Origin of the sequence: Kribbella sp. NPDC050470, assembly GCF_044458365.1 — a bacterium.
Lineage (GTDB): Bacteria > Actinomycetota > Actinomycetes > Propionibacteriales > Kribbellaceae > Kribbella.
In genome coordinates this window covers 484,553-498,672 of record NZ_JBITHV010000009.1, presented here as the reverse complement: position 1 = coordinate 498,672, position 14,120 = coordinate 484,553, and the positions used below count along the sequence as shown (strand labels likewise).

Below are 14,120 nucleotides of genomic sequence, written 5' to 3'. Positions count from 1 at the left end.
GCATGCCCTCCCGTCTCGCCGCCACCGCAGACTCACCCATGGCCCAGCCAGACCAGCACACCCGCCATACCAACCACACATCAGTCACAAGAGCCCGGATATCCCCTCGAACGCAGTCGGGCGGCGGGCGGGGCGGGCGGCGGGCGGGCCGGGTGGGGGTTATGCCATTGCGGGGGGCTTGTTGGCGGGTTCGGGGTTGGGGGTGGTGCCGTGGAGGGTGAGGGTTGCGGATATGGCGGTGGTCAGGAGGAGGAGGGCGCCGACGATGGCTACCACGTTCAGGCTGTGGGTGAAGGCGTGGCGGGCGGTGGTGAGGATGGCCTCGGCGGCCGGGGCGGGCAGGTGGGCGGCCGCGGCGGTGACTGATGGGAGGCCTTCGCGGATTGGGGCCGCGACCTCCGGCGGGAGGTCGGCGCGGTAGGCCGCCGTACCGATGGAGCCGAGGATCGCGATCCCCAGTGCGCCGCCGAACTCGCTGCAGGTCTCCATCACCGCCGACGCCGAACCGGCCCGCTCCGGGGCGACTGATCCGACGACAGCCTCGGTGACCAGCGACATCACCATCACGAGCCCGGCCGCGAGCAGTCCGGAGCCGACCAGGATCAGCGCGAGCGGCGAGTCCGGTCCCACCCGAGTCAGTACGACGAACCCGGAAGCCGCCAGCACGAAGGCGCCACCGATCACGTACGCCCGGTCGACCTGCCGCGCGAGGATCGCCGCAACCGGCGCCGCGGCACCGACGAACACGGTCGGAGCGAGCGCCCACAGCGCCGCCTTGAACGGGCTCAGACCGAGCACGAGCTGCAGGTACTGCGTCATGAAGATCGCGTTCCCCACCATCGCCAGCGTGCCGATCGTGTTGGCCGCGAGCGAACCGCTGAACGCCCGGCTGCGGAACATCCCGAGCTCGATCATCGGGTACGACGCAGTCCGCTGCCGCTGCACGAAGAGCACCCCGAACACCGCGCCGGCCACGATCGCCACCACCGGCAGCGCCGACACCCCGTGCGCGGCGAGCTCCTTGATCCCCCAGATCACCGGCAGTACGGCGGCCAGCGACAACGCCGACCCGATCAGGTCGAACCGGCCCGCGTCCGGCGTCCTGAACTCCGGCAGCAGCAGCGGCGCGAGGATCAGCAGCAGCACCATCGCCGGGGTGTTGATCAGGAACACCGAACCCCACCAGAAGTGCTCCAGCAGGAACCCGCCGAGCACCGGCCCGAGCGAGATCCCGCCCAGCATCACCGCGCTCCAGAACGCGATCGCCTTCGACCGCTGGGCCGGGTCGTGGAACATGTTCCGGATCAGCGCCAGCGTCGACGGCATCAACGTCGCACCACCGATCCCGAGGATCGCGCGGGCGGCGATCAGCTGCTCCGGGCTCTGCGCGTACGCCGCCGCCACCGACGCCAGCCCGAACGCGACCGCACCGAACAGCAGCAGCCGGCGTCGCCCGATCCGATCGCCGAGCGAGCCCATGGTGATCAGCAGCCCGGCCAGCACGAAGCCGTAGATGTCGAAGATCCACAGCTGCTCGGTGGCCGACACGCCCAGGTCCGCGGAGACGAACGGGACCGCGAAGTACAGCACCGAGACGTCCATCGAGACCAGCAGCAGCGGCAGCGCGAGCACGCCGAGCGCGATCCACTCCTTGCGTCCCGCCCGTTCCGTCGTCCCCATGACACCCCTCCGATTATCTGTGTACGGCACACACTGTGTGCGCCATACACAGACCATAGACCATGACTGTCTATGCCGTAAACAGATAGACTGCGACGCATGGACACCACCACCGACCTGCCGCGGGTGCTGGAGCAACTCTGGGGAATCGAGGGCCGGCAGCGGCCGGGGCCGAAACCGGCGTTCCACATCAGCGACATCGCCCGGGCCGCGATCACGCTGGCCGACTCCGGCGGGCTGGCCGCGGTTTCGATGAGCAAGGTGGCGGCCGCGCTCGGCTTCACCACGATGTCGCTCTACCGGTACGTCGACGCCAAGGACGACCTGTACGTCGTGATGCTCGACCACGCGTTCGGGGAGCCGCCGGTGCTGGAGCAGGCGACCTGGCGGGAGCGGATCACCGCCTGGGCCGAGGCGTTCCGGGACGCCATGGTGCGGCACCCGTGGATCCTGCGGGTGCCGGTGTTCGAGCCGCCGCTGTCACCGAACCAGCTGGCCTGGATGGAGCAGGGACTGCGTGCGTTCGAGGACACCGCCCTGGCGCCGGGCGAGCGGGTGTCGTCGATGCTGCTGGTGAACATCTACGTGCGCGGCGCCGTGCAGATCACCGCGGACATGCAGAGCCGCTCGGCCGAGGAGGCCCAGGAGGCGGATCGGCTCTACAACGCCAGGCTGAGGCTGCTGGCCGACCCGGAACGGTTTCCGGCGATCATCGCCGGGCTCGTGGAGCCGGGCGGCCACGACGACGAGGGTGACCCCAGTGAGTTCATCTTCGGCCTGGACAGCGTGCTCGACGGCATCCAGGCCCGGATCGACCGCAAGGCTGAGAAACCGTAAGGCTCAGAAGTCGAGCTTGTCGGCGACGCCCCGCAGTACGGTGGCGACCTGGCGGGCGGCCTTGTTGTCGGGGTGACGGCCGCGGCGGTAGCCCTCGCCGAGGTTGTCGAGCAGCTTGATCAGGTCCTCGATGACGAGTTGCATCTCCTCCGGCTTCGGCCGCATCGCCTTCGCCACCGACGGCGGCGGGTCGATCAGCCGCACCTGCAGAGCCTGCTCGCCCCTGCGTCCTTCGACGACTCCGAACTCGACCTTCTGGCCCGGCTTGAGGTTGGTGACACCCGCGGGAAGGGCATCGGCACGGACGTAGACGTCACCGCCCTCCTCCTTGCTGAGGAAGCCGAACCCCTTCTCGGAGTCATACCACTTGACCTTGCCAACGGGCACGGTGACCTCTTCGTCTGTCAATCGTCGGAACAGGGGACGGGCGCAATGCCCGATCGGCTACCCAGAGTACGTGAACCCGCGCCTGGGCGCCTCCGGAAAACTACCTGAGCAGACAACCGTTCCGCATCATCAGCGGTACTTCTCCGGGTCCTTCAATCGCTCGTTCATCGACCCCGACCGGAACCCGCGCGAATCGACCCGGGCGGCCGGGAATCCCTCGGCCACGACGGCGTCGACGAGCGGCTGGTGGTCGACCTGATCCAGCAGCCGGGCGTCGATCTCGATACTCGCCGTGTCGCCGATGTCGCGGACCCGGACGTTCTCGACGCCGTACGGCGTGAGCAGCGAGCGGACCGCGTGCTCGGCCCGGTCGACCCGGGCCAGCAGGTTCGGCGTGATCCGGATGCCGTACGCGATCCGGCTCGACAGGCAGGCGGCCGCGGGCTTGTCCGACGTCTCCAGCCCCCAGCTCCGAGACGCCTCGCGGATCTGCGCCTTGGTCAGCCGGGCGTCCTTCAGCGGCGTGATCGCACCCCGCTCGAACGCGGCCCGGATGCCCGGCCGGAAGCCGGCGATCGCGTCGTCGGCGTTCGTCCCGGTCGCGATCGCGGTGATGCCGAACTCGTCCGCGATCGGCTGCAGCGTCTCCACCAGCTCGGCCTTGCAGAAGTAGCACCGGTCGCCGGCGTTGGCCTGGTACCCCTCGCGGTCCATCTCGTGCGTGTGCGGGGTGACGTGCCGTACGCCGATGCCGTCCGCGAACCGCGCCGCCGGCTCCAGCTCGGCCACCGGCAGACTCGGCGACACCGCGGTGGCCGCGACCACGTTGGCCGGCCCGATCGCTCGAGCCGCGGCGGCGAGCAGGAACGCCGAGTCGGCGCCGCCGCTGAACGCGACCACCATGCTCGGGTAGCTCGAGAGCCGCCGCATCAACGCTTCCAGCCGCTGCTCGAGCACGTACACGTCCAGCCAGGCCGGGAACTCGGTCAAATCGTTCAGTACGACGTCAGCGCCGTACGCACGGAGCTCGTCGGCGGTGAACGGCCCGGTCGCCACGCTCACCGCGACCGCACCGGCTGCCCGCGCGCCGTCGATGTCGGCGGTGTGGTCGCCGACGTAGATCGTCGCCTTGTGCTCGCGGAGCGCGGTGCCCTTCTCGGCGCCGTGCAGATCGCCGACCGGCTCGTCCACGTCGAGCCCGAGGTGGTCGAGGTGCAGCACGACGGACGGCGCGTATTTCGCGGACACCACCATCGTCCGACCGCGTAACGCCCGTACGGCGGCCAGTGAATCGAGCACACCGGGGAGCGGCAGACTGCCGGTGATCGCGTGCGACGGGTAGTGCTCGCGGTAGCGGGCGACCATCGCGTCGACCTGCTCCGGCGGGAACCAGTTCGCCATCTCCCAGGTCAGCGGCGGCCCGAGCCGGCTCACCACCAGGTCGCTGTCGATCGCGACGCCGGTCTCCGCGGCGAGCAGGTCCCAGACGGCCTGGATCCCCGGCCGGGAGTCGATCAGCGTCATGTCCAGGTCGAACCCGACCACGAGCTCCGGCACGTCGAAGGTGGCGGCAGCAGGCTGGATCTCGGCGGTTGACACGTCCCCAACCCTACGTGCTCCCGCCGGGCCGCTCCGCTGGTATCCCGAGATCACTTGACAATCGCGCATAAGTTGTCCGGACTCTTGACATTTGGGAGAGATATGTAAACCCTCGTGGTCATGGACTCGTTCGCTGATCGGACCAAGCGCCGGCTGCGCGACGAGCTGCTGGACAACGCCTACGACGCGATCGTCGCGGGCGGGTACGACGGACTGCGGATGAACGACGTGGCCCGTCGTACCGGCGTCTCCAGGCAGACCGTCTACAACGAGTTCGGCGACAAGTGGGGCGTGCTGCAGGCGGTTGCGGCACGCGAGACCGAGCGGTTCCTGCTGGACGTGAACGCGGCGCTCGCCGAGGAGTCCGATCCGATCGACGGCCTGCGGGCCGCGGTCGAGCGGGCACTCACACTGGCCGGGGAGAACCCGCTGGTGAAGGCGGCGCTGGGCCAGCCGGGATCGGACCAGGCCAGCCAACTGCTGACCACACGGGGGCAGCAGGTGCTGGAGGTGGCCCACCTACGGCTGGGTGAGCACGTGAGGGAGCACTGGCCGGAGGTACCACCGGAGGACGCGACCAGCTGCGTCGACGTCGCCTTGCGCGTCGTCCTCAGCCACATCGTCACGCCAGGCCCTCCCCCGGCGGCGGTGGCGGCGCAGCTGGCTCGCGTCCTCAGCCCCTTTCTCAGCAAACAGGCGCAGTTGTCCGAAGCCAGGAGGCAGTAGTGACAACGACCACGAATCCCCTTCACCGGCAGGGTTTCAACTCGCTGAAGTCCGGCGGGTTCAACTGGGACGCGCTGCCGCTGCGGCTGTTCGACAAGGGCAACCGCAAGTTCTGGAACCCGCGCGACATCGACTTCAGCCAGGACGCGAAGGACTGGCAGGAGCTGAGCGACAACGACAAGGACAACGCGTTGCTGCTCTGCGCCCAGTTCATCGCCGGTGAGGAGGCGGTCACCGAGGACCTGCAGCCGTTCCTGCAGGCGATGGCGGCCGAGGGACGGTTCGGCGACGAGATGTACCTGACCCAGTTCTGCTTCGAGGAGGCCAAGCACACCGCGGTCTTCCGGCTCTGGCTGGACGCGGTGGGCGTCACCGAGGACCTGCACCATTACGTCGAGAACAACCCGGGCTACCGCGCGATCTTCTACGAAGCCCTGCCGGTCGCGCTGAAGTCGCTCGCCGACGACCCGTCCCCGGCCAACCAGGTCCGCGCGAGTGTCACCTACAACCACGTGGTGGAAGGGACTCTGGCCCTGACCGGCTACCACGCATGGAACCTGCTCTGCACGGCACGCGGCGTCTTGCCCGGTATGCAGGAGCTGATCCGGAAGATCGGCGACGACGAACGCCGGCACATGGCCTGGGGCACGTTCACCTGCCGGCGGCACGTCGCCGCCGACGCGTCGAACTGGCAGGTCGTCACCGACACGATGGAGGAGCTCCTCCCGCACGCGCTGACCCAGATCCAGTGGGCGCTGGACAACTCCCCCGAGCTGCCGCCGGAGATCAACCCGACCGCGTTGATGACGTACGCCGGCGACCGCGCGACCCGGCGCCTCGGCGCGATCGAGTCGGCGGTCGGCGCGGACGTGGCCGGGATCGACCTCGACTACTCACCGGAGAAGCTCGAGGACGACTTCGGCGACGAGGACTCAGCCGCGCTGGCGGCGGTTCGCCAGGACCACGACTAGCGCGGCAGTGGCCAGGACGGCGGGCAGCCAGGTGACGGTCGTCGTACCGGCGTGGTCGGCGACCTGGCCGCCGGCGAAGGCGCCCAGCGCGATCGAGCCGTTGTAGACCCCGACCAGTACGGCGGACGACGCTTCCGGGGCCCTGGGAGCCGCGGCGTGACCCCAGGCCTGGGTGCTGACGCTCGTACCTCCGTGCGCGAAACCCCAAGCCAGCAAGAGGATCAGGGCCCCGGCGATGGTCGTGCCGGCGAACGGCATGAGTACGGCGACCGCGGCGATGCCGACCGCGATCACGGCGATCGCACGCGCCGGGCGGAGTGCGCCGGCGACGAAGTTGCCGACGATGCCGGCGACGCCGTACGCGAGGAGGAGTGTGCCGATCAGGGCCGGGGCGATGCCGGCCTGCTTCTCGAGCAACGGGCGGATGTAGGTGTAGGCGGCGAAGTGGCCGGTGACGAGGAGCGCGACCAGCGCGAGGCCGACCCGGAGTTGCTTGAGCTTCAGGACCTCGCCGACGTCGCTCAGGCGGACGGCCTTCTCCGCGGCCAGCGGCGGCAGGAGAAACGCGAGGGCGACGGCCAACGCGCCGGATACCAGGCCGACGGCGGCGAAGGCCCAGCGCCAGCCGACCAGCTCGCTGACGTACACACCGGCCGGAATCCCCAGCACAGAAGCGATTCCGATGCCGCTGAAGATGAGCGAGGTCGCCGGACCGGCCGCGTGCTCGGGTACGACGCGCCGCGCGAGACCGACCGTGAACAGCCAGACGCCGCCGATCGAGATCCCCATCAGGACCCGCGCGGCCATCAGCGTGCCGAAGTTCGGCGCGGCGGCCGCGAGGAGCCCGGCCGCGGCGAGCAGCACCAGCAGGCCGACCATGACGGTGCGGCGGTCCAGCTTGCCCAGCACCAGCGGCAACAGCGGCGCAGCCAAAGCGGAGACGATGCCGGTGACCGTCAGAGTGAGGCCGGCTGTGCCTTCGCTGACCTGGAGGCTCGTGCTCATCGGGGTGAGCAGGCCGACCGGCAACATCTCGGCCGTCACCACGGTGAACACGGTGGCGGCCATGGTCCCGGAAGCAGCCCAGCCACCGGTCCTCGGGATCACCTGGTCGGCGCAGATCGTCGTCATACTTCAAGGTTTCGGCCAGCCAGTGGTGCGGAACAACGGCGATCTGGTCATGCTTGTATTAGCTGAGCTAATTGATCGGGAGGTCGGAGATGGCGGTCGAGATCCGCGAGCTGGAGTGCTTCCTGGTGCTCGCGGACGAGCTCCACTTCGGCCGTACGGCGGAACGCCTGTACCTCTCGCAGAGCCGCGTCAGCCAGCTGCTGCAGTCGCTGGAACGCCGGATCGGCGGGCCGCTGTTCGAGCGAACCAGCCGCCGGGTCGCGTTGACCCCGCTGGGCAAGGAGTTCCTCACCTCGCTGCGACCGGCGTACGCCGCGCTGGAGCGGGTGGTCGAGAACGCCCGCGACTACGCGAACTGCGTGAAGGGCCAGCTCCGGATCGGCTTCCAGGGAACGGCGAACGACCAGATCCTGGCGGCAGTGTCGGAGTTCCAGTCACGCAACCCGAACTGCCTGATCGACACCGTCGAGCTCCCCCTGAACGACCCGTTCGGCGCGCTGCGTCATGGCGAGGTCGACGCGGCCGTCGTGATGATGCCCGTCGCGGAAGACGATCTCGTCCTCGGCCCGGTCTTCTCCCGCCAGCCGCAGACGCTCACAGTCTCCACCCGGCACCCGCTCGCCGGCCGCGAGTATCTCGACGTCGAGGACCTGGCCGGCGAGGTGCTGATCGCCGTCTCCGGGCCGGCACCCGGCTACTGGCGCCAGGCTCAGGCGCCGACCCAGACGCCGGCCGGCGCGTTGATCCAACGCGGCCCGGAGTACCGGACGCTGCAGGAAGGCCTGTCGCTGATCGCCGCCGACCGCGGCGGCATGCTGCTGTGCCACCGCAGCGCCGAGCAGAACCGCCGGGCCGACATCGTCAACATCCCGATCACCGGCGTCGCCGAATCGGCCCTGGGCCTGATCTGGCGCCGCGGCGAGGACACCCCTTCCCTGCAGGCGTTCGCGACGTACCTGAGGTCACGCGAGTCCGAGTAGCTCCACCGACTTCTCGCGCATCTCGACCTTGCGAACCTTGCCGGTCACCGTCATCGGGAAGTCGTCCACCAGCAGGACGTAGCGCGGGATCTTGAAGTGCGCGAGCTTGCCGGTGGCGAAGGTCCGGACGGCGTCGGCGTCCAGCGGGTCGGCGCCGGGCTTGAGCTTGATCCAGGCGCAGAGCTCCTCGCCGTACCTGTCATCAGGTACGCCGACAACTTGGACGTCGGCCACCGACGGGTGGGTGTAGAGGAACTCCTCGATCTCGCGCGGGTACACGTTCTCGCCGCCGCGGATCACCATGTCCTTGATCCGGCCGACGATGTTCACGTACCCGTCCTCGCGCATCACCGCCAGGTCGCCCGTGTGCATCCAGCGGGCCTGATCGATCGCCTCCGCGGTCTTCTCGGGCTCGTCCCAGTAGCCGAGCATCACCGAGTACCCGCGGGTGCACAGCTCACCCGGCTCACCTCTTTCGACCACGAGCCCGGTGGCCGGGTCGACCAGCTTCACCTCGACGTGCGGCATCACCCGGCCGACGGTCGACGTACGGCGGTCCAGGTCGTCGTCGCGACGGGTCTGGGTCGACACCGGCGAGGTCTCTGTCATGCCGTAGCAGATCGCCACCTCGGCCATGTGCATGTCCGCGACGCACCGCTTCATCACCTCGATCGGGCACGGCGATCCGGCCATCACGCCGGTCCGCAGGCTCGTCAGGTCGTAGTGGCCGAAGTCGGGTAGCCCGAGCTCGGCGATGAACATCGTCGGTACGCCGTACAGCCCGGTGCACCGCTCTTCCTGGACGGCTCGCAAGGTCGCGGCCGGGTCGAAGGCCGGCCCGGGAATCACCATGCAGGCGCCGTGCGTCGTACAGCCGAGATTGCCCATCACCATGCCGAAGCAGTGGTAGAAGGGCACCGGAATGCACAGCCGGTCCTGCTCGGTGAACGCGATGGTCTCGGTGACGAAGAAGCCGTTGTTGAGGATGTTGTGGTGGCTGAGCGTGGCGCCCTTCGGGAAGCCGGTGGTCCCGCTGGTGTACTGGATGTTGATCGGGTCGTCGAAGGTGAGCTCGGCCTCCCGGGCGTGCAGCTCGCCGACCGGGATCCGGTCCGCGGCCGAGCGGAGCTCGTCCCAGTCGCCGGTGCCGATGTAGACGGTCTCCTCCAGCGCCGGGCAGTCCGGGCGCACCTCGTCGACCATCGCGCGGTAGTCACTGGTCTTGAACTCGGTGGCCGAGATCAGCAGCCGGACGCTGGACTGGTTCAGCGCGTAGGCCAGCTCATGGGTCCGGTAGGCCGGATTGATGTTCACCAGGATCGCGCCGATCGTGGCGGTCGCGTACTGCGTGATCGTCCACTCGGCGCAGTTCGGCGCCCAGATGCCGACCCGGTCACCCTTCGCGATGCCGCGGGCCAGCAGGCCACGTGCGACCACGTCCACCTCGGCGCCGAACTCGTCGTACGTCCAGCGCCTTCCGGTCTGGACCTCCACGAGGGCGTCGCGGTCGCCGTACCTGCGCACTGTGCGTCTGAGATTGGCGCCGATCGTCTCCCCCAGCAACGGAACCTCGGACACCCCGGACGCGTAGGAAGGCAGGCTCATAAGGGCAATCGTCACGTGGGCCAGGTGCGCCTGCAAGTGCACGTGCAGCAGGAAACAGGGGGTGGACGGCAAGCAATGTCCTTACCAACTCTCCGTCATTTCCGTCGCGGAGCGTGGTGGGGTGGTTACATTGGTTTGGAGAGGTGTGAGGCATGGGCCGTTCCTTGGAAGGTCAGGCCCGCAGCGATCGGCCGCCGGGACGCACCGCGGAGGCGGCCCAGCGAACCGCTGCGGTGGTCGAACGTGTCCGGGCCCTGGGCAACGTGCTCTGCGACGCGCTCGCGATCGATGTCGACGGCACCGACCTGCAGACCCTGAAACGCGCCCCGCGGCGGGCCCCACCGGCGGTCTCGCCGGCCGATCTCGAAGCGCATCCCGGGCCGGTCTGGGATGCGTTCGTGCCCCACCCACCGGGCCACTTCCGCTGGTGGGGCGCCGACCGGAGGTTCGCGCGTCGACTCGCCGACGCGGAGGACCGGTTCGCCGAGGCGATCGAGCGGCACCGGGCGGCCGAGGAGAACCGCCGCGAGCGCGTGGCTCGCGCGCTGCGGGACCAGGTCGAGCAACAGCGCCGGCTCGACGAGGCGACCGCGGATCAGCACGCCCGGGTCGACGCCTACCAGCGTGCGGTCGAGGGCCGGGACCGGGCTGCGGTCACGAAGTACTTCCAGAAGGCACTCGATCGGATGGCGGAGCCGCTCGACTTCCAGCGCCGGCGCCGGGTCGGGTACGTCCCGGAGTCGACCCTGCTGGCCGTCGAGTGGGAGCTTCCGGGCGTGGACGTCGTACCGGCCGAGGCGTCGTACCTGTACGACCGGTCGAAGGATGCCGTGGTGGCGGTGCCGCGACCGTCGCAGGAGATACGGGTGCTGTATCAGCAACTCGTTGCCCAGTTGGCGTTGCGGGCCCTGCACCTGATCTTCGGGAGCGACCGGTACGGCGTGGTGGACACGGTGGTGTTCAACGGGATGCTCGAGTCGGTCGACCTGCCGACCGGGCAGACGGTGCGGCCGTGCCTGATCACGTTGCGGGCAACCAAGGAGCAGTTCCAGGCGCTCGTGCTGGACCAGCTCGATCCGGTCGCCTGTGTGCGGCACTACTTCTCCGCGGAGGTGTCAGGGCACCCGGAGGAGTTGCAGCCGGTGGAGCCGGTGCTCGAGTTCGACCTCGCCGACCCGCGCACGATCGAGCCGGTCGACGTGATCAGCGAGCTCGACAGCCGGCCCAACCTGCTGGACCTGAGCCCGGAGGCCTTCGAGCACCTGGTCCAGAACCTGCTCACCCGGATGGGCCTGGAGACACGGCTGTTCCGCCGCGGCAACGACGGCGGCATCGACTGCGTCGCGTACGACCCGCGGCCGATCACCGGCGGCAAGTTCGTCGTCCAGGCCAAGCTCTGGACCCGCACCGTGCCGCCGTCCGCCGTCCGCGACCTCTTCGGCACCGTCGTGGACGCCGGCGCCACCAAGGGCATCCTCATCACCACCAGCGGCTTCGGCCCCTCCAGCTACCAGTTCGCCACCGGCAAACCCCTCCAACTCATCGACGGCACCGCCCTCCTGGCCCTCTGCCACCACCACAACATCCCCGCCCGAATAATCCGCCGAGCTAGCTGAGCATTGTTCTGAAAAGTGGGCATATGGCTGATATAGTGGGCAGTCGGAGGTGGTCGCCGTGCAATTCCCCGAGCCAGTGTCGAGCGTCGTCCCAGGGCTGCACGGTCGCGTTCTCGGCGTTCTCGCCCGGACCGACAAACCACTGACAGGGCGCGCGGTCACCGGTCTGCTCCGCATCTCGGCAAGTCCCAGCGGGGTGCAGAAGGTGCTCGACGAACTGGTCCGGAACGGCATCGTCCTGTCCGAGCCGGCCGGCCGCGCAAAGCTGTACACGCTGAACCGTGACCACGTCGCCTACTCAGCCATCGACACGCTCGCGCGGCTTCGCGAGCTACTGCTCGAACGACTCAAGGCCGAGGCGGAGTCATGGGCGGTGCCGGCCAAGGCGGTGTGGCTGTTCGGGTCAACCGCTCGCGGCCAGGGCGGGACCGACAGCGACCTGGACCTCCTGGTCGTGCGCCCGGACGAGGTCGACGAGTCCGATCCGCGGTGGCTGCAGCAGGTGGAGACGCTCACCGATCGCGCAACACTCTGGTCCGGCAACGCATGTCAGGTCGTGGAGTACAGCGCACAGGAGATCCGCGACCTGATCGACCGAGGCGAGCGCCTAGTCAGCGAGCTCCGCCGCGACGCCGTGCCGGTCGCCGGCAGATCACCCCAACGCACCCTCACCCGAAAGGCCGGTTAGTGGCAGCTCTCGACGAAGCCCGAGCCCATCTGGCAAAGGCCCGCGAGTTCCTCGAAGCCCTGCCGCTCCCGCATTCTTCAGCTCAGCAAGGCGCGACAGCAGTACGACGCTGTCCCGCCTGCTGAAGCTGAAGTCGAAGTCTCAGTACCAGGCGGCCGGGGTGTCGGCCGCAGATGCAGCCAAGAGCACCGACTGGGCTGCGCGACTGCTGGAATCAGCCCAGTCCGTCGCGCCCGGCTAGCTGAGGGGGGATTCGTAGATTTGGATTTCGGTGCCGGCTGGGTCTTCGCCGTCGTCGGGGGCGGTGTAGAGGCGGAGTTTGGTGGGGGTGGTTTCGAGGGCTACGGGGTTGCGGGTGGCGTTGTGGCGGGTGGTGGGGCTGAAGTAGGGGAAGGGGATCTCGTGGAGGATGCGGTTCGACTTGAGGTCGAGGAGGGCCAGGCCGCCTAGGTCGTAGGTGCCGCCGGTGGGGGTGGGGAGGCCGGTGACGCCGCCGCAGAGTTGTTTGCCGCGGGAGACGTAGTCGCAGTCCTGGTAGTCGAGCAGGTGGCTCTCGTTCGGGGCGGACTGCAGTTGGCGACCGGCAGGCGTCCAGTCGTAGAGGGTGCGGGAGCCCCAGCTGACGCCGTGGACCTGGCCGGTGGTGCGGTCGCGGACCACGCCGCCGACGTGGTCCTCGACCCGGAAGCGCTCGGTGACGCGGTAGGTCTTCGGGTCCACGGTGTACACGATCGCGCGTGAGTTCGGCCGGTACTCCGCGACCGGGATCCACACGTCCTTGCCGTCGAAGTCGATCCCGCCCGGGTGGTACGCCGTACCCTCGCCGAGCTTGATGTCCTTCAGCAGGTTGCCCTGCCGGTCCAGGACGAACAGGTGCCCGACCCCCTTGCCCGGGCTCCTGTCGTACCCGTCCACCGGCTGCGGGTACCGCACCGGCGCCTCGGTCACCTCCACGCTGGACAGGAAGATCCGGTCACCCACCAGCGCGAACCCCTGCGGGTGGTACGTCGGGAACCGCAACGGGATCCGGGCCACCTGGGTCCACCCCGTACTGCGGGTGGTGGCTTCGAACGCCCGGGTGACGTCGGAGTCCTTCGGCGTGGCGTTGGCGGTCGTGAGGCCGGTCAGCAGGACACCGGCGAGGACGGTGGGAACGAGGATCCTTCGGCGCATCAGCGTCTCCTTGGGGGTGGCAGTGACGGTGCAGTCTCCGGCGGCCGGTTTACGCGTCGGCCGACACCAGGTGACCAGAAATGACAGACTGCATGGCATGGACACTGGGGTGAGCGTTGTCGGGTCGGGACAGGTGAGTGCGCCGCCGGACGTACTGCGGATGACGCTGAGCGTCGGCCATGACGCGGCCGACGTGGCGGCGGCGGTCTCGCAGGTGGCGCAACGGACGGACGCGGTGATCGCGGCGCTGCGGCAGCAGGGGGTCGAGGCCGCCGACATCGCGACCAGCTCGGTCCAGGTGCACCCGCAGTACAAGGAGATGGCGGCACCGAGCGGTTTCCACGCGTCGCACAGCCTGACGGTCACCACCACGGACCTGACCGGGTTCGGTCGGCTGCTCAATGCCGCGGTGGATGCCGCAGGCAACAGCCTCGGGCTCGACTATCTGCAGTTCGACGTGCAGGAGAAGGGCCCGCTGCTCACCCGGGCGCGCGAGCTCGCGTTCCGCCAGGCGCGGGAGAAGGCCGAGGAGCTGGCCGGACTGTCCGGCTACTCGCTCGGGTCGGTCACGTCGATCTCCGAGTCGCAAGGCTACTTTCCCGTTCGCGAGCAACTGCAGAGCAAGTCGCTGGGTGGTGGCTTCGACGCGGCGGTCAGCATCAGCCCGGGCGACCAGTCCATTGAGGTCTCGTTGCAGGTGCACTTCTCCTGGGCGTGATGCACCGGA

Annotated in this window: 13 protein-coding genes; 7 read left to right on the top strand and 6 right to left on the bottom strand. The window is 69.1% G+C overall.

Translation table 11 applies throughout. The features are described from left to right. Positions 1 to 159 precede the first annotated feature (159 nt). Entirely contained in the window at positions 160 to 1,680 is a 1,521-nt protein-coding gene (locus ACIBGM_RS29185; protein ID WP_396387326.1) for an MFS transporter, read from the bottom strand. Positions 1,681 to 1,779: 99 nt separating this feature from the next. Here ACIBGM_RS29185 and ACIBGM_RS29180 point away from each other — a divergent pair, with 99 nt between their 5' ends. Beyond that, positions 1,780 to 2,517: a TetR/AcrR family transcriptional regulator gene (locus ACIBGM_RS29180; protein ID WP_396387325.1), complete on the top strand. Its 738-nt coding sequence runs from the start codon at positions 1,780 to 1,782 to the stop codon at positions 2,515 to 2,517. Positions 2,518 to 2,520: 3 nt separating this feature from the next. Here ACIBGM_RS29180 and ACIBGM_RS29175 read toward each other — a convergent pair whose 3' ends face one another. Continuing rightward, positions 2,521 to 2,904, bottom strand: coding sequence for a cold-shock protein (locus ACIBGM_RS29175; protein ID WP_360531207.1), 384 nt, complete (start codon positions 2,902 to 2,904; stop codon positions 2,521 to 2,523). 129 nt (positions 2,905 to 3,033) lie between these two features. Beyond that, on the bottom strand, positions 3,034 to 4,503 hold the full coding sequence (larE, locus tag ACIBGM_RS29170) for an ATP-dependent sacrificial sulfur transferase LarE (protein ID WP_396387324.1): 1,470 nt from the start codon (positions 4,501 to 4,503) through the stop codon (positions 3,034 to 3,036). Positions 4,504 to 4,623: 120 nt separating this feature from the next. On the opposite strand from larE, the gene ACIBGM_RS29165 reads away from it, so the two are divergent. Both ACIBGM_RS29165 and ACIBGM_RS29160 read left to right on the top strand, forming a co-directional pair. Next, positions 4,624 to 5,229 (top strand): TetR family transcriptional regulator, encoded by a 606-nt coding sequence (locus tag ACIBGM_RS29165; RefSeq protein ID WP_396387323.1) that lies wholly within the window; start codon positions 4,624 to 4,626, stop codon positions 5,227 to 5,229. Continuing rightward, complete coding sequence (locus ACIBGM_RS29160) at positions 5,229 to 6,200, top strand: R2-like ligand-binding oxidase (RefSeq protein ID WP_360531198.1); 972 nt, start codon at positions 5,229 to 5,231, stop codon at positions 6,198 to 6,200. The genes ACIBGM_RS29165 and ACIBGM_RS29160 overlap by 1 nt, the downstream gene beginning before the upstream one ends. Here the strand turns inward: ACIBGM_RS29160 and ACIBGM_RS29155 are convergent. Beyond that, positions 6,162 to 7,331 carry an MFS transporter gene (locus tag ACIBGM_RS29155; RefSeq protein ID WP_396387322.1) on the bottom strand — a complete coding sequence of 390 codons (1,170 nt, stop codon included), beginning with the start codon at positions 7,329 to 7,331 and terminating at the stop codon, positions 6,162 to 6,164. The two genes, ACIBGM_RS29160 and ACIBGM_RS29155, sit on opposite strands and share 39 nt — an antisense overlap. Positions 7,332 to 7,420: 89 nt before the next feature. On the opposite strand from ACIBGM_RS29155, the gene ACIBGM_RS29150 reads away from it, so the two are divergent. Further along, complete coding sequence (locus ACIBGM_RS29150) at positions 7,421 to 8,311, top strand: LysR family transcriptional regulator (protein ID WP_396387321.1); 891 nt, start codon at positions 7,421 to 7,423, stop codon at positions 8,309 to 8,311. Here ACIBGM_RS29150 and ACIBGM_RS29145 read toward each other — a convergent pair. After that, positions 8,294 to 9,916: an AMP-binding protein gene (locus tag ACIBGM_RS29145; RefSeq protein ID WP_396387320.1), complete on the bottom strand. Its 1,623-nt coding sequence runs from the start codon at positions 9,914 to 9,916 to the stop codon at positions 8,294 to 8,296. The two genes, ACIBGM_RS29150 and ACIBGM_RS29145, sit on opposite strands and share 18 nt — an antisense overlap. A 152-nt stretch (positions 9,917 to 10,068) precedes the next feature. On the opposite strand from ACIBGM_RS29145, the gene ACIBGM_RS29140 reads away from it, so the two are divergent. Continuing rightward, positions 10,069 to 11,532, top strand: coding sequence for a restriction endonuclease (locus tag ACIBGM_RS29140; RefSeq protein ID WP_396387319.1), 1,464 nt, complete (start codon positions 10,069 to 10,071; stop codon positions 11,530 to 11,532). 58 nt (positions 11,533 to 11,590) lie between these two features. Next, the gene (locus tag ACIBGM_RS29135) at positions 11,591 to 12,220 is read left to right on the top strand and encodes a nucleotidyltransferase domain-containing protein (RefSeq protein WP_360531183.1); all 630 of its coding nucleotides are present in this window, start codon (positions 11,591 to 11,593) and stop codon (positions 12,218 to 12,220) included. 237 nt (positions 12,221 to 12,457) lie between these two features. Here ACIBGM_RS29135 and ACIBGM_RS29130 read toward each other — a convergent pair whose 3' ends face one another. After that, positions 12,458 to 13,393, bottom strand: coding sequence for a DUF6454 family protein (locus ACIBGM_RS29130; protein ID WP_396387318.1), 936 nt, complete (start codon positions 13,391 to 13,393; stop codon positions 12,458 to 12,460). Between the two features lie 97 nt (positions 13,394 to 13,490). Here ACIBGM_RS29130 and ACIBGM_RS29125 point away from each other — a divergent pair, with 97 nt between their 5' ends. Continuing rightward, positions 13,491 to 14,111, top strand: a complete 621-nt coding sequence (locus ACIBGM_RS29125; RefSeq protein ID WP_396387317.1) for an SIMPL domain-containing protein — start codon at positions 13,491 to 13,493, stop codon at positions 14,109 to 14,111. Positions 14,112 to 14,120: the final 9 nt, after the last annotated feature.